We start from the raw sequence: 16,012 nt of genomic DNA, 5'->3' as shown, positions 1-16,012 counted from the left end.
GATGGCCGCGACCGACACACTGATCGCCTGGGCACGCGACCCGGCGACGACGCCCCCGCCGCCCGTCCTGGACCGGATGCGGCTCGCCCTGCTCGACACGCTCGCCGCGCAGATCGCCGGGCTGTCCGCGGACGGCGCGCGCCAGGTCGCGGGCCTGGTGACCCATTGGGGCGGACGGCCCGAGGCCACGGTTCACGCCACGGGAGAGCGCGTCCCGCGCCACCTCGCCGCGCTGGCCAACGCGACCTGCGCCCGCGCGTGGGACCTCGACGACGTCCTCGAACACGCCTTCTGCCACGTCAGCGGGAGCGTCGTGCCCGCCGCGCTGGCCGTCACGGAGGCGGTGGAGGCGGCCGGCCGCCGGACGGTGAGCGGCCGCGAGTTCCTGACCGCCATCGCCATCGGCGCGGAGGCGGTGTGCCGGATGGCGCTGGCGCCGCGCGAGTCGTTCACCGTCACCGGCGCGTCCAGGACGTACGAGTGCGGAACGTTCGGCGCCGCCCTGACGTCCGCCCGCCTCATGGGATTGTCCGGGGAACGGACCCGCCACGCGATGGGGATCGCGCTGTCGATGCTCTGCGGGAAGCAGCAGGCGTTCCTGGCCGGGGCGCACACGGTGAGCCTTGGGCAGGGCCTGTCCGCGCAGGCCGGTGTGCTGGCGGCGGTGATGGCCGAACGCGGCATCACCGGAGCCGCCCCGGACATCGACGTCCTGGAGGGCAGGTTCGGCTACTACTTCACCAACCACCGGGGCCGGTACGACCCGGACGAGATAACCACGGGCCTGGGCACCGAATGGCGCGTCCTGGAGTCGAGCATCAAGCCGCTGTACCCGTGCTGCAAGTTCACGCACACCTCCATCGCGGCGACCCTCGACGCGATACGGGACCTGGACGGCGCGACCGGCCGGATCGAGGCGATCGAGGTGGACGTCACCGACCGCGAGGCGTACGACCTGGCCTGCGCGCCCGACGGCGCGAAACGTCGCCCGTCCACGCAGGCCGCGGCCCAGTTCAGCATGCCGTACGCGGTGGCGGTGGCCGCCGTGCACGGCCGCGTCGGCCCCGAGCACTTCGTCCCGGCGGCGCTGGACGACCCGCGCGTCCTGGACGTCGCCGACCGCGTGGTCATCAAGCCCGACCTGGACGGAGAGCGGCCGGCGAACCGGGGCGCGCTGCCCATGCCGGCGCACGTCACGGTCAGGCTGCGCGACGGCGAAGCGATCACCAAGCGGGCGACGGTGGTGAAGGGCCACCCGCGAGCACCGATGGACTTCGCGGACGTGGCGGCGAAGTTCCGCGACTGCGCCGCCTTCGCGCTGCCCGCCTGGGACGGGACGGAGGCGGCGATCGAGTCGGTCCGCGCGGTGCCGTCGCTGCCGTCGATGAGCGCCCTCACCGGCGTCCTTCCCCACGGCCCTGTCTAGAACGCTCAATTTTCTATACTATATTCTCTGTTTGCTTCGGCTTCGGATACGGAGGTGCGTCGCGGTGCGGATGCAACTGGCCACGGCGATCGCGAAGGCACTGGAGTCGGCGGGCACGGAGTTCTGCTTCGGCTACAACGGCCACGGCAACTGGAAGCTCCTCGACTCGCTCGTCCACGAGACCCGGATCCGCACCATCGCCGCCCGCAGCGAGGACCACGCCGTCCACATGGCGGACTGCTACTGGCGCAGCCGCCGCGAGCCCCCCATGGCGGTCGTCACCACGTCGGTCGGGCCTGGCAGCGCCAACATCACCCCGGCGGTCGCGTCCGCGTTCTTCGACTCGTCCGCGCTGCTCGTGCTGGCGGGCGGGGGAGCCACGCAGTGGTACGGACGCGGCGGCATCGAGGAGGTCTACCGCTACGGCCCCGAGGAGTGGCCCCTCACCCTCAAGCCGCTGACGAAGGCGTCGTTCAGCGTCACGCGTCCCGACAACGCGCTGGAGATGGTGCTCCGCGCCTACAAGACCGCGATCACCGGCCGTCCCGGCCCGGTAGTCGTGCAGCTCCCGTTCGACATCCAGCACACCGAGATCGAGCTGCGCGGCATCCCCGACCTGGCCCGATGGACGCGCATCGCCCGCCCGGGCCCCGACCCGCAGGCCCTCGACGAGGCCGCCGACCTGATCGCGTCCGCCGAGCGCCCGCTCCTGTCGGTCAGCAGCGGCATCCACAACGCACGGGCTTGGAAGGAGCTGGCCGACCTGGCCGAACGCTTCTCCATCCCGGTCGAGACGGCGACGCCCGGCAAGGGCGCGATCCCCGAGGACCACCCGCTCTCACTCGGCTGCGTCGGACGCGCCGGAACCCTCCAGGCCAACCAGGCGGCCCGCGAATGCGACGTCCTCATCGGCGTCGGCACCAGGTTCGGCGACATCGACACCGGCGGCTGGACGCTGCACGACATCCCGGGCTCGACCAAGCTCGTCCACATCGACATCGACGACGGCGAACTGGCCCGCGTCTACCCGACCGACGTCGCGATCGTCTCCGACGCCCGGACGGCCCTTCTCGGCCTCGCCACCGCCCTGGAGCCGCGCCCCCAGGCCGACCGCACGGCCTGGCTGGAGCACCTCGGGCAACTCCGCGACAAATGGGAGGCGGAGGTCGCGCCGCTCCGCACCTCGGACGCCGCCCCGATGGGCTACGCGCGCGTGTTCTCCGACCTGTCGGACGTCGTCGCCGAACAGGCCCCGGACGCCACCGTCCTGTTCGACACCGGCCACTCCCTCTCATTCGGGCCGCCGTTCCTGCGCGCGTTGAGCCGCCACTACATCCACTCCGGCTTCTTCCACCGCATGGGCTGGACGCTTCCGGGCGCAGTGGGCGCCGCGCTCGCCCGCCCCGACAAACCCACCATCGCCATCCTCGGTGACGGTTCGTTCACGATGACCGGCTCGGCCCTGCTCACGGCCGTCGAACAGGGCGTCCCCATCGTCGTGGTCGTGCTCAGCAACGGCACGCTCCAGATCGAGCGCGAGCAGATGCTGAGGATCTACGGCCGCCACTCGCTCACCGACTACGTCGACGAGGCCGACGGGAAGCGGCACGAGATCGACTTCGCGGACTGGGCCCGGGTGATGGGCGCGCAGGGCGTCCGCGTCCGCGCGCCCGGGGAGATCAAGGACGCGCTCCGCAAGGCCCTGGACAGCGGCGCCCCCACGGTCATCGACGTGGACATCGACCCGGAGAGCGAGGGCTACCGGGCCGTCCACTACCGGTACCCGTCCGACTTCGCCGAGCGCGGCCTCGCGCACCCGCCCGTCTGATGGCCGGCCCCCGGGAACCGGCCACCCTGACCGAGCGGATGCTCGGCTTCGCGCTCGGCCACCCCTCCGCCGACGTCCCCGGCGAGGTGCTCGACTGGACGTCCCTCCGCTTCACCGACACCGTCGGAGTGGCCCTGGCCTGCGCCGGACGGGGCCTGGCCACGGCGGCCGCGCGGCTGGCGCTGGAGGAGCCCGCCCCCGGCCCCGCCTCGATATGGGCCTCGGGCGGACGGCGTTCCCGCGCCACCGACGCCTGCTTCGCCAACGGCATGCTCGCGCACGGCATGGACTACGACGACACGCACACCGCCTCGATGATCCATCCGAGCGTGGTGATCGTCCCCACCGCGCTCGCGGTCGGCGAGGAGACCGGCGCGTCCGGCCGGGACGTCCTGGCCGCAGCCACCATCGGCTACGAGCTGGCCGCCCGCCTGGGCACCCTGGCACCAGGCAAGCCGCTCCAGCAACGCGGCTTCCACCCGACCTCCGTCCTAGGCATCATCCCGGCCACCGCAGTCGCCGCCCGGCTGCTCGGCCTCTCCATGACGGAGGCCGTCAGCGCCGCCGGGCTCGCCGGGAGCATGGCTGCAGGCTTGATGGAGTTCTTCTCGGACGGCTCCGACGCCAAGCAGATGCATCCGGGCTGGGCGGCCAAGGGCGCGGTGACCGCCGCGAAGCTCGCCCGGCACGGCGCCACGGGCCCGGCCACCGTCCTGGAGGGCCCGGCGGGTCTGCTCAAGGCGTTCGCGGCCGTCGAGGTGAAGTCCACGGCCTCCGCCTTTTCCGGCCTAGGCGAGCAGTGGACGGGGACCACCGTCTCCACCAAGCCCTATCCGGCCGGACACTGCATCCACGCCAGCGTCGACGCCTGGCGCACACTCCGCGACCGCCTGGCCCTACGCCCCGAAGACGTCCGCCGGTTCACGGCACTGGTCCCGTCCGCATATCTGCACCTGGTCTGCGAGCCCCTCGCTGACAAGCACACGCCGCGTACCGTCTACGACGCCCGGTTCAGCCTCCCCTTCGCCATGGCCCTCACGGTCGTCGACGGCGTACTCGGCGTGGACAGCTTCCGTCCCGAGCGCCTGTCCGACCCCGCCGTCCTGGACGTCGCCCGCCGCGTCGACTACGAGGTCGTGGAGTACGCCGAATACCCGGCCGCGTTCCCCGGCGGCGTCCGCGTCGAGCTGGACGACGGCACCCGCCACGAGGAGCACCTCCACCACAACATCGGAAGCCCCGGCAACCCGATGCCCCCGGAGGACGTGGATGCCAAGTTCCGCGACTGCGTCCGCGACGTGACCGGCACGAAGGAGGCCGAGCGCCTGCTGGACGCCCTCCGAGGTCTGGCGACGGCCCCGTCCCTCGCTGAGTTCACCGCCGCCATGTCCGCCGCCGACGCCCTAGGGAGCCCGAGATGAGCCCGCCGCCCCGGACCGTCGTCCCCGACCGGCACAGCATGATCATCGCAGGCCGGGCCGTCCCCGCCTGGTCGGGAGAGTGGCTGACCACCTACGACCCGTCCACCGGAGAACCCCTCGCCGAGGTCCCCCGCGGCGCCGCCGCCGACGTGGACGCCGCGGTGACCTCCGCGCACCAGGCGTACCGCGCACCGGAATGGTCGCGCCGCAAGCCGCACGAGCGGGCCCGCGCCCTCGCCCGCCTAGGCCGCCTCCTCCTCGACGACGTGGACCAGCTCGCGATGCTGGAGACCCTCGACTCCGGCAAGCCGATCAGCCAGGGCAAACGGGACGTCGAACTGGCCGCCCGCTACTTCGAGTACTACGCCGGGATCTGCGACAAGATCGAGGGAAGCCACCTCCCCCTCGACGCCGAACACATGGCCGTCACCACCAAGGAGCCGTACGGCGTGGTGGGCGTCATCGTCCCGTGGAACGCCCCGCTGAACCAGGCCGCCCGCGCCGCCGCCCCCGCCCTGACGGTCGGCAACGCAGTGGTGCTCAAACCGGCCGAAGAGACCCCGCTGACCGCCGTCCGCCTAGGCAAACTGGCCCTGGAGGCCGGGCTCCCACCCGGCATCCTGAACGTCGTCACCGGCCTAGGCGAAGAGGCAGGCCAAGCCCTGGTCGAGCACCCCCTCGTCCGCCGCATCTCCTTCACAGGCTCGGTCGAAACAGGGCGCCTGGTCGCGAAAACCGCCGCCGACCGCATCGTCCCCGTAGGCCTGGAACTCGGCGGCAAATCGGCGAACATCATCTTCCCCGACGCCGACATGGACGCCGTCGCCGCCAGCGTCCTGCGCACCATGACCCACAACGCGGGCCAGATCTGCTCCGCCGCGACCCGCCTACTCGTCCATGCCGACGCTCTAGACGACGTGCTAGACCGCATAGCCACCGCCCTGGCCAAAGTGACAGTCGGGCCAGGCATGCGAGACCCGATGCTGGGCCCGCTGATCTCCCAGACCCAACTAGACCGCGTCCTCGGCTACATCGACATCGGCACCCAAGAGGGGGCCGCCACCGTGACCGGTGGAAGCCGCTACACCGACGACGACCTGGTCCGAGGCTATTTCGTCCAGCCCACCGTGTTCACGGACGTAAGCCCGAACATGCGGATCGCCAACGAAGAGATATTCGGCCCGGTCGTCTGCGTCCTACCGTTCACCACCGACGACGAGGCACTCGAAATCGCCAACGGCACCGACTACGGCCTCGCCGCCGGCGTCTACACCCGCGACATAGGCCGCGCACTCGCCCTGTCCCGCCGCCTAGAGGCAGGCCAGGTATTCATCAACGAGTACCAGGCCGGAGGCGTCGAAACCCCGTTCGGCGGCTACAAGCACAGCGGCTGGGGCAGGGAGAAAGGTCTGGCCGCCATCGACCACTACTCCCAACTCAAAACCACGATCATCCGCCTGTAACCAGACCTCACCAGTCTCCAACTTGCCGCTCGTACTGAATCTCCAGGTGATCCCATTCGACGCAGGGAGCCACCCAGGCATGATCGGCTCCTTCGTCATCATGACCTTCGCTGAGGCGATCGGGCCTCGACGCGGGCGTCGGCGTGCGGGACAGCAAAGCGCCGCATGGGGGCCACCCCACCCTCACCCCGCAGGCGTGGGCAATTCTCATCGTTCAGGTGCAATCTGGACGCTACGACCGATAGTCGACATACGGCGGGGAGGTGCGCCGAGCTATGGCCATCAGTGACATGGCATCTGTCGCATGGCGCAAGAGCAGCCACAGCGGTAGCAACGGCAACTGTGTCGAGGTCGCCGATCTGACCCTGAGCCTCGGCGTGCGGGACAGCAAAGCCCCCGACGCCGGGCACTTCACCTTCAACCCGCAGGCATGGGGCGCTTTCGTCACCGAGGCGAAGGCCGGCCGGTACGACCGAGGCGCGACATGACGACACCGGGCCCGGCAAGCGCGACATGGCGGAAGAGCGTTCGCAGTAGCAGCACCGGCCAGTGCGTAGAAGTCGCCACCTTGGACGCGAGCATCGCCGTCCGAGACAGCAAGGCGCCGCACAAGGCCCACCTCACCCTCACCCCGCAAGCGTGGGTCGCCTTCATCGCCCAAGCCCGAGCCGGCCGCTACGACCAGGGATGACTAGCCCAGATCTTTCCAGCGCGGGCTGGCGCACCAGCAGGCACAGCCAGCAGGACGGTGCGTGCGTGGAGATCGCTCCCGTCAATGGCGCGGTGGCGATGAGGGACAGCAAGGACCCGCACGGGCCGGTACTGCTCGTTCCGCGCTCCGCCTGGCAGGCATTCAGCCGCAGCATCAAGCAGGGCGAACACGGCGTCTAGCGCGCCTTCTTTGCGCAGAGTCTCGCCGGAGCGCTCAGACGGGAGCTTGCCTGCTTCACTGATCGCTGCGGCAGCGTAAGACCAGCGACTCGTGCCAGAGCCTTGACGATGCAGCCGATGGAGCGGACGCTTGACGAAGCTGCATGCAAGTCGACGCATGTGCCCGATCTGGGGTCGACATGACTCTGGAGTTCTACGGCAAGGACGACACCAGCAGGAACCAGGGTTCTCCCGCTGTCTTCGTGGACCATGCCAGAGGCGAACTCGTGTTCCAGGGGTGGACGGAGACCGATGCGGCCGTGCTGGCTGAAATCTCTTCCCACAGCCGCACGGCACAACGAGTCGTCGGTGCGAATTCCCGCCCGGATGAAGCCGGTGATCATGAAAGCATTGGAGGCTCTTGATGGGGACCCCGCTGACCAACGAGAGGTTTGAAGACATTCTCGCTGCAGCTGATCATTCAGCGGTCCATCTTGAGTCGCGCGACGCTTACATGGCGGACGCCTCGTTCACGAGTGGCTTGAAACCGGCAACGTGTTCACTGACGCCAATGATTAGTGGTGGATATAACGATCGGCGAGGCGGTCTCAAGAGGGGTCGAGGTACGGAGAGCGCGAATTGTCTCCGAACCGCTCTCTCGCTATAGTCGCTGGCTCTGGGAATGTACGGCCCAGGTTAACCTTGCAGCGGGGGAGCAGGTGCGGTGGCTGCCTCGTCACATGACCGCCGGCCTTGTGACGCCTCCCTCAGACTTCTGGGTGTTTGATTCCGCCGTCCTCGTATGGAATCACTTCAACGGTGACGGCGAATGGGCCGACAACGAGGTGACCACCGACCATGCGCTCATTTCGCAGTGCTCCGCCGCATTCGCGGCCGTGTGGGAGCGGGCGGTCGATCACGGGGACTACCGACCTTCCTGACGCGCTGACATGCACCCTTCATCTTCAGTCCAGCAGGCCAGGGACGCGCTGGCTGCCCGGCTGCGGGAGATCCGTCTGGATTCCGGCCTCTCCGCCCGGGAGGTGGCTTCCATGTGCGGCTGGCACGAGTCCAAGAGCAGCCGAATTCAGAGCGGCAGGCAGGCCATCGCGGATTCCGATATCAAAGCATGGTGCGCAGCATGTGGTGCTGCCGAGCAGGATGTTGCTGAACTCGTCTCGATGAACCGTCAACTCGACTCGGCGTACATCGAGTGGCGGCGTATGCAGCGGGGCGGCCTGAAGCGGCTTCAGGCGGCCGTGATCCCACTGTGGGAGCAGACGTCGAACTTCTGGATCTACGAACCCGGGGTCGTTCCCGGCTTCTTCCAGACACACGGCTATGCCCGCGCATTGCTCACTCGGATAGCCGAGTTCTTCTCGACCCCGGATGATGGCGACGAAGCGGCACTGGCGAGGGTCGAACGTGAGCGGCTGCTCTACACCGGCGACCACCGCTTCGCGGTCGTGATCGAGGAATCTGTGTTGCGCACCAGCATCGGCAATGCCGACCTTATGGCGGGGCAACTCGGCCATCTCCTCGATGTGATGGCACTACCCTCGGTTTCGTTGGGCATAATTCCGTTCACCGTTTTCCGGAGTATGTGGCCGGTCGAAGGTTTCTGGATCCTGGACGGGAAGCAGGTCGTCATGGAGACCGTCTCCGCGAAGATCACAGTGCAACAGACGGGCGAGCTGGACCTGTACCGCAGAACTTTCTCCGAACTGTCCTCGATGGCCGTTCACGGCGAGAGGGCCCGCAACTTGATCACTGCGGCCATCGCCGCCCTATGAGTTCGCACGCAAGTTGCTGCAAGTTGCTGGCGTGGGCGACGGACGACTTTCTACGTTCTTGCCACGAACAGTCAGACCCCGGCGGCGTATGAGCCGCGTCAACCGAACGGGAGGGTGACCCGTGGTCCTCATGGCAGCGCATCCCACGCCGTCCGTCACCGACTTCAAGAGATCGATCAGCCCGGATCTGTTCCGTCGACTCGTGGACCGGATTGTTCACGAAGAGCACATGAGCAGTGAGGACGCCGGCCGCGTCCTGGCACAGGCACTGGCCTTCCTCAAGGCGTGTGCCCTCAACCCTGGTGCAGGACTCGCCCCGTCGCAGGCCGTGGACATCGGATGGCACGCGTTTATCCTCTACACCCGCGAATATGCCGAGTTCTGCCACCGCGTGGCGGGACGCTTCATCCACCACACGCCCAACGATGAGCGCACCTGTGGCGGAACGGCGGACGATGAGAGAGCGTCCATCGGCACCACGGTGGAGGCCATGCGGGCGGCGAGTCTGCCGGTGGACATCGACCTCTGGGCGTCGGCGGGCGACTGCAGCCAGTGTCATCAGGGCTGTCACGACTCCCGAGGCTCGTATAAGCGTGCGGAGGCTTGTGTGGGACGACCTTTCTGAGGCAGCGCGGACGGCTGTTGAGGAACGATGCGGAGCGGTGGTCAAAGCCGAGTCGGCAGAGCGCGGCATCATGCCAGGAGTGGCAGCGAGGCTGCACACCGAAGGCCGAGGCAGCGTCTTCCTCAAGGGCATTCCTGCCAACGACCACGCCGTCCGCCCCTATAGGCGTGAGCGTGCGGCCAACCTGGCGCTCGCGCCAAGCGTCCCGGCTCCGCGGATGCTGTGGTCGGGTGAATGTGGAGGATGGGTCCTGCTGGTGTTTGAATTCATCGATGGGGCCCGGAGCGCCGACCTATCGCCCGCGTCGCCGGATCTGCCCGGTGTGCTCGACGCTCTCTCGCGACTCGGAGGGACGGGCGGCGCTCTTCCGAGCGTCACGATGAACCTTGAGATGCTCCAGGAGAGGGCCACCGCCCTACTGGCCAAGAAGCTCGACGGGCCTCAGTGGGGCGTATACGCCGAGGCGATTGCGGCACTTTCCGTGGAATCGCTGACGGGAGAGATCTTGCTGCACTACGACCTGCACGCCGGGAATCTCCTGACAGCCAGCCAGGAGACCGCGCGCGGCTTCAGAGCCAAAGCCGCACGAGCGGGCCGCACTTGGGTCACCCACCGGGCACGCTGACGGATGCGCGACGGCGAGCGACCCGGTTGCCTGGGCAGGTTCGGGATGCGATTGCTGAGCGGACCGGCGGAATCCGCTTGGTGCAATCGGTCCGTGGCGGGAGCAATGCCGATCTGGCCGTCACCGTGACAGGGGCCTTGGGACGGACTTTTGTCAAGGCTGCTCCGAAGGGCTCACGGAGCGAGGACGGTCGGCAGGTCCGCGCGCTGCGCAGGGAAGCCGCGATCAACCCGTGCGTGCCCGAGTTCGCCCCCCGGCTGTTGTGGACGGTCGAAGCCGGGGGGTGGTTCGCTGTGGGATTCGAGTACATCGAGGGTCGCCACGTGGACTACTCGCCGGGTCATTCCGATCCAGACGCGTTGGCGGAGACGATCCATCGGCTTCAGGCCATTCGATGCCCGGACGCCGTGGTCATGAGGGTTGAACGGCGTTGGGACGCTCTCGCGGACGATGTGTCGTCGCTTGCCGGGGATGCTCTGCTGCACACCGACCTCAACCCGCACAACTTGCTCATCACGGCGGATCAGCGCGTGGTCGTAGTGGATTGGGCGTTCGCGTCCCGAGGCGCTCCGTGGGTGGAGGTCGGCCAGGTCATCCCCTGGTTGATCCACGCAGGCCATGTTCCCAGCGAAGCCGAGCAATGGGCCGCGCAGTTCCCGTCATGGGCGGACGCCGACCCGGTGTCCATCGATCTGTATGCGCATCTGTCGGCAGAACGATGGGCACGTCTCAGTGCCGGCCGTCTCGCTCCACATGTCCCCGCCAATCTCTCGCTCGCCCGGCAATGGGCCTCTCACCGGCAACGGGCAAGAGGACGTGGAGTATGAGCGGCGGACTTTCCGGGAAGGAGTTCGCGGCTCTGGTCCATCCGCATGCCGGCGTGCTGGGCGACGTTCGGCCCACCTCGCGTGGATTCAGTTCGGACCTGACGGCCCTGGTCGAGTGCGAGAAGGGATCGTTTTCGTGAAGGCGGTCCGCAATCGCCTCGGCGGGCGACGTGACTCCCTGCTCAGGGAAGGCGCCATCAACCCGTTCGTCCAGCCGATCTCTCCAGCGGCGGCTGCACCAGGAAGGCACCAGCTGGCGCGAGCAAGTGGAGAAGGTCCGCCAGGCGGAGGCCACCCGGCTGCTTCGGGACACCCGGCTCAACATCGACGCGATCGCCGCCCGCGTCGGCTACTCCGACGTCCGGGCGCTGCGCCGGGCCTTCCACCGCTGGTACGGGCACGCCCCCGCCGACTTCCGCCGGAAACTCCCCGGCCGGTAGCCGCAGCTTCCCCTGGCCTTAAGCGGCCGATGCCGGGCGGGGGCCGGGTGTATCGAGGATGCCGAGGTCAACGGGCTGTGCCGCACCGGTGGGAGCGCCGGGAGCCTAAGAGGACCTTAAGAAAGTCTCAAAGCCGTTGAACCGGGCGTCCGGCCGGACTCGTACGGTCTGCTGACCGTCTGTCCCTCTAGGGCCAACCCTCTAAGACCCGGAGACCCTCGGCCATGGCAGCACCAGGAACCACCGGCGGGTTCAGAAACCTCGTTCGATTTCCCCGGACCGCCCCCGAAACCGATGACGAACGCATCGTCGCGGAGCTGTACCGCGAGTACCGCAGGCCGCTGACGAGCTTCGTCATGCGGCTCACCGCGGGCGACCGGCAGTGGGCCGAGGACGTCGTCCAGGAGACCTTCATCAGGGCGTGGAAGGGCGCGGACCGGCTCGACCGCTCGACCGGATCCCTCATGCCCTGGCTGGCCACGGTCGCCCGGCGTATCGTGATCGATCATCGGCGGTCCCGGGACATCCGGCCGCCCGAGGTCGGCGACGGTGCCCTTGAGCACCTGCCGACCGCGGACCAGATGGACGGTCTCCTGCGCAAGGTCGTCGTGTCGGAGGCGTTGAAGGCGCTGTCGGCTCCCCATCGGGAGGTGTTGACCGAGACCGTGCTGCGCGACCGTTCCGTCAACCAGGCGGCCGAGGTGCTGGGCATTCCGGTGGGGACGGTCAAGTCCCGCGTCTACTACGCGTTGCGCGCGTTGCGCGTCGCTTTGGAGGAAAGGGGGGTGACGGCATGACCTCGCAGATCGAGCACACCGATATCGGCGCTTACGCCCTTGGGCTGCTTGAGGAGGACGATCGCCGCGCCTTCGAGGCGCATCTCGCACAGTGCGACTCGTGCGCGGAGGAGCTCCGCGAGATGAGCGGCATGGCCGAGGCGCTCTCCGGCCTCGGCGAGTTCAGCGACGCCGTCCACGGCCTGGAACGCGAGACCGAGGTCGACGGCGCGAGCGGCGCGACGGAGCCCCCCTCGGAGGCCGAATCGGAGCGGCCTCCGGCCGAGGTGATCGATCTCCTGCGCCGCCAACGGCGTTCCGAGCGCCGCCGGCGGCGTGGGACATACGTGATCGGCGCCGCGGCCGCCGCCGTGCTGATCGGCGCGGGCGTCACCGTGGGCACCGGCCTCCGCGGCGACGGGCTCCCCGGGGGCGGGCACCAGCACGGTCCGGCCCAGGCGCTGGTCGTGTCCGGTGAGCGCCACTCCGGCTCCGATGCCAGGACGGGTGTGAGCGGCCTGGTGGGCTTGAGTTCCGTGGGCTGGGGCACGCACGTCGGGCTGGAGCTGAAGGGCGTCCGCGGCCCCCTCAGGTGCCGGTTGGAGGCGGTGTCCCGCACCGGTGAACGGACGGTCGTCACCGGCTGGCAGGTCCCGGAGAAGGGCTACGGACTGCCCGGCTCGCCGCAACCGCTGATCACCCACGGCGGCACCCCGATCCAGCGTGCGAACCTCGACCGCTTCGAGGTGAAGATCGAGGGCGGAGGGACCCTGCTCACCATCCCGATCTGACCCGGCGTACGGCAGCGCGCCCGGCACGGTCTTCGCACCGTGCCGGGCGTTTCGTTCTCGCGCGCGCCCCCGCGCAGGCGGATGCGACCGCCGGACACGACGAGCCGCGGACGGCGGATCGTCCCACGGACGGAAAGCGGCCGGGGCGTGGAGTGATTCTCCACGCCCCGGCCGCGTTCGCTTGGGAGGCCCTTCGCCTGAGGGCGCCGGTCAGTCGTTGAGCTGCCCGCGGACGGCGCCGCCCGGGAACTCGGTGCTGTGGAGGTTGGCGTACCAGTTGCGCGGGTTCGTCCTGATGCCCTGGACGACGCCGGGATCGACGCCGGTCGCGGTGCCCGACACCGCGAAGATCGTGCTCGGCACGGCGGTGGTGAAGAGGTTGACGGTGACCGGGCCGTTGGTCCCGAACCCGCCGCGGTGGATGTGGGCGAGGCTGGGCGTGACGCCGATCCAGGCCATGGAGAAGCGGACCGAGCCGCCGCCCGCCGAGGACCGGACGGGCGAGGGCCGGACGAAGGCGACCGCCCTGGCGTCCGGGTCGCCGACCGCGGGGCCGCCCTTGACCGGCACCTCCTGGTCACCGGACAGGAAGGCGCGCTTGCCGCCGGTCTTGAGCAGCCTCAGGATGTCGCTCCTGCCGCCGAGCGGCGTGAGCTGGGCGCGGACGGCGCCCTTCGGGTTCTCCGCGGTGTGCAGGTTCACGTACCAGTTGCCCGGGTTGTTCCGGAGGCCGTCCGCGATCGTGGGGTCCGGAACGGTGACGGCGCCCGCCGCCGCCGTCACGGTCGCCGGCATCGCGCTGGTGAACAGCGGCACCGCGACGTCGCCGTTGACACCGGCCCCGCCCCGGTGGATGTGCCCGAGCGTCGGGGCGGTGATGCCGTTCCAGCTCAGGGCGAAGGTCACCCGGTTGCCCTGCACGCGGACGAGGGCGGTGCCGCTCCCGTCCGCGTCGCCCGCGGAGGCCGGGACCTCGTTGGCGCCCGAGAGCCTGGCCGCCAGGAAGACCGCCTTGCCGCGTCCCCTGCTCGGCGCGCCGTTGCCCTGGGACGGGGTCTCCTGCCCCTGGCCGGTCTGCGGCTGTGAGGTTCGCGCGCCCGGGGCGGGGCCGCCTGACGGTGCGGCCGACGGATCGGCGGGCGGGGCGCCGGTCGGTGCGGGCGCACCATGACCGGCCCCGTGCTCCTGACCTGGTGCCGGGGTGGCGGCGGTGCCGGGCGTCGTGGGGTGGGCCGCGTGCGCCGGGACGGCCCCCAGCAGCGTCAGCGAGATCGCAGTGATCGGCAGCGAGATGAGGCTCTTGCGCATTAGTCGATCCCTTCCTGGTGAGTGAACGTGTGTGTCCGACTGAGGATCGACCCGGTGTACGACGAGATCTTCGGGGCCGGTTCAGTAAAAGAAAAAAGAATCTGATTGAACCCGGCCCGGCGTACTCAACGTGTAGCGGGATGGTACGCATCACTCACCCCCCATTTCCTAGGGAGTATTCTCATGCGCTCACGCATTGTTCTGCTCGGTGTGATCGCCGTCATCGGGCTCGCCGGATGCGGCGGCGGGTCCGGGAAGGAGAGCGCCGGATCCGAGCAGGCGGCGAAGAAGGTCGGCGAGGCCGCGGGCATAAGAGTCGGCCAGTCCGATCTCGGGCCGATCATCACCGACCGGTCGGGACGAAGCCTGTACGCGTTCACCAAGGACAAGGCCGGGACGAGTGTCTGCGAGGGTGAGTGCATCGCCACGTGGCCCGCGCTCGCGGGCAAGGTGAAGGTCACCCTCGGTGAAGGCGTCGAGCGGTCGCTGGTAAAGCACTATCAGCGGTCGGAAGGCACCTTCCAGGCCACCTATGGTGATTGGCCTCTCTACTACTACGCGGGTGACGCGCAGCCGGGCGACCTCGACGGTCAGGGCGTCGACGGCGAATGGTTCGTCGTCGGCGTCGACGGCAAGCTCATCAAGCGCGAGGCGTGAGGCGCGAAACGTAATGTCCGGGCCGGGCGGGTCCGTCGCGTCGCACGGATCCGCCCGATTTCACAGGCCATTCTGGACGCGACCGGAATTCGGTTTCGATTCGGCCGTACCGGTGCGCTGGACGACGTGGCGCCGCGCGTCCGTCAGGTGGGGATGCTCAGCAGGTCTCCGACGCCGTCGGCCCGCACGACGAGGCGTTCCAGGTCGGCGCGCGGGATCGCGATTCCGCCGTGCACCTGGAGGTGGTCGGGCGAGCCGAGCGCGCCGTACCCCCGCGCCGGGACCGCCCAGCCGGTCACCTCGCTCTCCTCGCCCTTGGTGGAGACGGCGATGAGGCGGCAGGTGAGCGGGCCCTTCAGGTTGCCGAGGTCGAGGGCCACATGCGTCCCCCAGCCCTTGCTCTGCACCGCCGCGACGGCCTCCAGCCCGGACTTCGCGTTGCCGGCCGACCGGATCTCGCCCCAGCCGCGCAGGTCGGCGGGGACCGGATCGTCGCCGCCCCCGGTCGCCCCGACGGTGACCCCGACCGTGAAGAGGAGGATCGCGGCGGCGGCGACCAGGAGGCGGATGCTCGGGACGTCGCCACCGGCGGGCCCGCGCGCCCTGTCGCGGCGACGCATGCGGTCGGGGGCTCCGGCCGCCGGGGCGGACGGCGGATCGTCCTCGACCGGTCCGAGCCCGGTGAGCAGGTCCGAAATCGCGGCGAAGCCGGCGAGTTCGGCGGAGCAGCGGCCGCACGTGGCGAGATGGTCTTCGAAGGCCCTCGCGTCGTCGGGCTCCAGCAGGCCCAGCGCGTAGGCCCCGACATCGGTGTGCACGGCCTCGGCGGTCACGTCGCCACCCCCCGCTCCTCCAGGGCGATCCGCAGCGCCCGGAGCGCGTAGTAGACGCGTGACTTGACCGTTTCGACGGGGAGCCCGAGCACGTCGGCGGCCTCGTTCACGGTCCGCCTGCGCAGCACCGTCTCGTTCAGGATCTCGCGGTGGGACGCGGACAGCGTACGGATGGCCTCCGCGACCACGACCATGCTCGACTGCCTTTCCCTGGCCGGACGCGCCGATATTCAGTGTGGACCTTTCGCGACGATACCGCCCGGGAGATGTGGGTTTCCGATTCACCGTGATTTCTCGGTGGGCGGCGCCGGGGGCCGGGGGCGCAGGTG

At 69.4% G+C, this 16,012-nt stretch carries 21 protein-coding genes; 18 read left to right on the top strand and 3 right to left on the bottom strand.

Annotated features, from left to right (window positions below; all coding sequences use genetic code 11):
- The first annotated feature begins 1 nt into the window (after nucleotide 1).
- The 17 genes from ETD83_RS06265 (at nucleotide 2) to ETD83_RS06185 (ending at nucleotide 12,885) form a co-directional block, all read left to right on the top strand.
- The gene (locus tag ETD83_RS06265; protein ID WP_138644093.1) at nucleotides 2-1,426 is read left to right on the top strand and encodes an MmgE/PrpD family protein; all 1,425 of its coding nucleotides are present in this window, start codon (nucleotides 2-4) and stop codon (nucleotides 1,424-1,426) included.
- Between the two features lie 70 nt (nucleotides 1,427-1,496).
- Complete coding sequence (locus tag ETD83_RS06260) at nucleotides 1,497-3,254, top strand: thiamine pyrophosphate-binding protein (RefSeq protein WP_230420724.1); 1,758 nt, start codon at nucleotides 1,497-1,499, stop codon at nucleotides 3,252-3,254.
- Complete coding sequence (locus ETD83_RS06255) at nucleotides 3,254-4,675, top strand: MmgE/PrpD family protein (protein ID WP_138644091.1); 1,422 nt, start codon at nucleotides 3,254-3,256, stop codon at nucleotides 4,673-4,675. The genes ETD83_RS06260 and ETD83_RS06255 overlap by 1 nt, the downstream gene beginning before the upstream one ends.
- On the top strand, nucleotides 4,672-6,138 hold the full coding sequence (locus tag ETD83_RS06250) for an aldehyde dehydrogenase family protein (protein ID WP_138644090.1): 1,467 nt from the start codon (nucleotides 4,672-4,674) through the stop codon (nucleotides 6,136-6,138). The genes ETD83_RS06255 and ETD83_RS06250 overlap by 4 nt, the downstream gene beginning before the upstream one ends.
- Before the next feature lie 143 nt (nucleotides 6,139-6,281).
- Nucleotides 6,282-6,383, top strand: coding sequence for a DUF397 domain-containing protein (locus ETD83_RS45865; RefSeq protein ID WP_171064045.1), 102 nt, complete (start codon nucleotides 6,282-6,284; stop codon nucleotides 6,381-6,383).
- Between the two features lie 30 nt (nucleotides 6,384-6,413).
- Nucleotides 6,414-6,626, top strand: coding sequence for a DUF397 domain-containing protein (locus tag ETD83_RS06240; RefSeq protein ID WP_138644089.1), 213 nt, complete (start codon nucleotides 6,414-6,416; stop codon nucleotides 6,624-6,626).
- On the top strand, nucleotides 6,569-6,829 hold the full coding sequence (locus ETD83_RS45260) for a DUF397 domain-containing protein (RefSeq protein ID WP_329602679.1): 261 nt from the start codon (nucleotides 6,569-6,571) through the stop codon (nucleotides 6,827-6,829). The genes ETD83_RS06240 and ETD83_RS45260 overlap by 58 nt, the downstream gene beginning before the upstream one ends.
- Nucleotides 6,826-7,029 (top strand): DUF397 domain-containing protein, encoded by a 204-nt coding sequence (locus tag ETD83_RS06230; RefSeq protein WP_138644087.1) that lies wholly within the window; start codon nucleotides 6,826-6,828, stop codon nucleotides 7,027-7,029. Before ETD83_RS45260 ends, ETD83_RS06230 begins: the two co-directional genes overlap by 4 nt.
- Before the next feature lie 179 nt (nucleotides 7,030-7,208).
- Nucleotides 7,209-7,433, top strand: coding sequence for a hypothetical protein (locus ETD83_RS06225; protein ID WP_205717516.1), 225 nt, complete (start codon nucleotides 7,209-7,211; stop codon nucleotides 7,431-7,433).
- 153 nt (nucleotides 7,434-7,586) lie between these two features.
- Entirely contained in the window at nucleotides 7,587-7,949 is a 363-nt protein-coding gene (locus tag ETD83_RS45660; RefSeq protein WP_329602678.1) for a DUF6879 family protein, read from the top strand.
- Nucleotides 7,950-7,958: 9 nt separating this feature from the next.
- Nucleotides 7,959-8,801 (top strand): helix-turn-helix domain-containing protein, encoded by an 843-nt coding sequence (locus ETD83_RS06215; protein WP_138644086.1) that lies wholly within the window; start codon nucleotides 7,959-7,961, stop codon nucleotides 8,799-8,801.
- Between the two features lie 121 nt (nucleotides 8,802-8,922).
- Nucleotides 8,923-9,426: a glycine-rich domain-containing protein gene (locus tag ETD83_RS06210; RefSeq protein WP_205717514.1), complete on the top strand. Its 504-nt coding sequence runs from the start codon at nucleotides 8,923-8,925 to the stop codon at nucleotides 9,424-9,426.
- 79 nt (nucleotides 9,427-9,505) lie between these two features.
- Nucleotides 9,506-10,051: a phosphotransferase gene (locus ETD83_RS06205; RefSeq protein ID WP_171064044.1), complete on the top strand. Its 546-nt coding sequence runs from the start codon at nucleotides 9,506-9,508 to the stop codon at nucleotides 10,049-10,051.
- Nucleotides 10,052-10,287: 236 nt separating this feature from the next.
- On the top strand, nucleotides 10,288-10,878 hold the full coding sequence (locus tag ETD83_RS06200; RefSeq protein WP_138644084.1) for a phosphotransferase family protein: 591 nt from the start codon (nucleotides 10,288-10,290) through the stop codon (nucleotides 10,876-10,878).
- 266 nt (nucleotides 10,879-11,144) lie between these two features.
- Nucleotides 11,145-11,318: a helix-turn-helix domain-containing protein gene (locus ETD83_RS45655; protein ID WP_329602677.1), complete on the top strand. Its 174-nt coding sequence runs from the start codon at nucleotides 11,145-11,147 to the stop codon at nucleotides 11,316-11,318.
- 224 nt (nucleotides 11,319-11,542) lie between these two features.
- Nucleotides 11,543-12,115: a sigma-70 family RNA polymerase sigma factor gene (locus ETD83_RS06190; RefSeq protein WP_138644082.1), complete on the top strand. Its 573-nt coding sequence runs from the start codon at nucleotides 11,543-11,545 to the stop codon at nucleotides 12,113-12,115.
- Nucleotides 12,112-12,885, top strand: a complete 774-nt coding sequence (locus ETD83_RS06185) for an anti-sigma factor family protein (RefSeq protein ID WP_138644081.1) — start codon at nucleotides 12,112-12,114, stop codon at nucleotides 12,883-12,885. The genes ETD83_RS06190 and ETD83_RS06185 overlap by 4 nt, the downstream gene beginning before the upstream one ends.
- Before the next feature lie 210 nt (nucleotides 12,886-13,095).
- On the opposite strand, the gene ETD83_RS06180 is transcribed toward ETD83_RS06185, so the two are convergent.
- The gene (locus ETD83_RS06180) at nucleotides 13,096-14,193 is read right to left on the bottom strand and encodes a CHRD domain-containing protein (protein WP_138644080.1); all 1,098 of its coding nucleotides are present in this window, start codon (nucleotides 14,191-14,193) and stop codon (nucleotides 13,096-13,098) included.
- 183 nt (nucleotides 14,194-14,376) lie between these two features.
- Between ETD83_RS06180 and ETD83_RS06175 the strand changes: the two genes are divergently transcribed.
- Nucleotides 14,377-14,850, top strand: a complete 474-nt coding sequence (locus ETD83_RS06175; protein WP_138644079.1) for a COG4315 family predicted lipoprotein — start codon at nucleotides 14,377-14,379, stop codon at nucleotides 14,848-14,850.
- A gap of 143 nt (nucleotides 14,851-14,993) precedes the next feature.
- Here ETD83_RS06175 and ETD83_RS06170 read toward each other — a convergent pair whose 3' ends face one another.
- Both ETD83_RS06170 and ETD83_RS06165 read right to left on the bottom strand, forming a co-directional pair.
- Complete coding sequence (locus tag ETD83_RS06170; protein ID WP_138644078.1) at nucleotides 14,994-15,683, bottom strand: anti-sigma factor family protein; 690 nt, start codon at nucleotides 15,681-15,683, stop codon at nucleotides 14,994-14,996.
- On the bottom strand, nucleotides 15,680-15,877 hold the full coding sequence (locus tag ETD83_RS06165) for a sigma factor-like helix-turn-helix DNA-binding protein (protein ID WP_138644077.1): 198 nt from the start codon (nucleotides 15,875-15,877) through the stop codon (nucleotides 15,680-15,682). The genes ETD83_RS06170 and ETD83_RS06165 overlap by 4 nt, the downstream gene beginning before the upstream one ends.
- Nucleotides 15,878-16,012: the final 135 nt, after the last annotated feature.

The organism is Actinomadura soli, from assembly GCF_005889715.1.
Taxonomy (GTDB): domain Bacteria; phylum Actinomycetota; class Actinomycetes; order Streptosporangiales; family Streptosporangiaceae; genus Spirillospora; species Spirillospora soli.
Note: the sequence above shows the minus strand (reverse complement) of the source record. Positions and strands in the feature narration are given on the sequence as shown.

Excerpts from the sequence above, each read along its gene's own strand:
- ETD83_RS06215 (WP_138644086.1), top strand. The coding sequence starts at position 7,959 with ATGCACCCTTCATCTTCAGTCCAGCAGGCCAGGGACGCGCTGGCTGCC.
- ETD83_RS06260 (WP_230420724.1), top strand. The coding sequence starts at position 1,497 with ATGCAACTGGCCACGGCGATCGCGAAGGCACTGGAGTCGGCGGGCACG.
- ETD83_RS06175 (WP_138644079.1), top strand. The coding sequence starts at position 14,377 with ATGCGCTCACGCATTGTTCTGCTCGGTGTGATCGCCGTCATCGGGCTC.
- ETD83_RS06180 (WP_138644080.1), bottom strand. The coding sequence starts at position 14,193 with ATGCGCAAGAGCCTCATCTCGCTGCCGATCACTGCGATCTCGCTGACG.
- ETD83_RS06265 (WP_138644093.1), top strand. The coding sequence starts at position 2 with ATGGCCGCGACCGACACACTGATCGCCTGGGCACGCGACCCGGCGACG.
- ETD83_RS06225 (WP_205717516.1), top strand. The coding sequence starts at position 7,209 with ATGACTCTGGAGTTCTACGGCAAGGACGACACCAGCAGGAACCAGGGT.
- ETD83_RS06230 (WP_138644087.1), top strand. The coding sequence starts at position 6,826 with ATGACTAGCCCAGATCTTTCCAGCGCGGGCTGGCGCACCAGCAGGCAC.
- ETD83_RS06250 (WP_138644090.1), top strand. The coding sequence starts at position 4,672 with ATGAGCCCGCCGCCCCGGACCGTCGTCCCCGACCGGCACAGCATGATC.
- ETD83_RS06255 (WP_138644091.1), top strand. The coding sequence starts at position 3,254 with ATGGCCGGCCCCCGGGAACCGGCCACCCTGACCGAGCGGATGCTCGGC.
- ETD83_RS45260 (WP_329602679.1), top strand. The coding sequence starts at position 6,569 with ATGGGGCGCTTTCGTCACCGAGGCGAAGGCCGGCCGGTACGACCGAGG.
- ETD83_RS06185 (WP_138644081.1), top strand. The coding sequence starts at position 12,112 with ATGACCTCGCAGATCGAGCACACCGATATCGGCGCTTACGCCCTTGGG.
- ETD83_RS06165 (WP_138644077.1), bottom strand. The coding sequence starts at position 15,877 with ATGGTCGTGGTCGCGGAGGCCATCCGTACGCTGTCCGCGTCCCACCGC.
- ETD83_RS06190 (WP_138644082.1), top strand. The coding sequence starts at position 11,543 with ATGGCAGCACCAGGAACCACCGGCGGGTTCAGAAACCTCGTTCGATTT.
- ETD83_RS06240 (WP_138644089.1), top strand. The coding sequence starts at position 6,414 with ATGGCCATCAGTGACATGGCATCTGTCGCATGGCGCAAGAGCAGCCAC.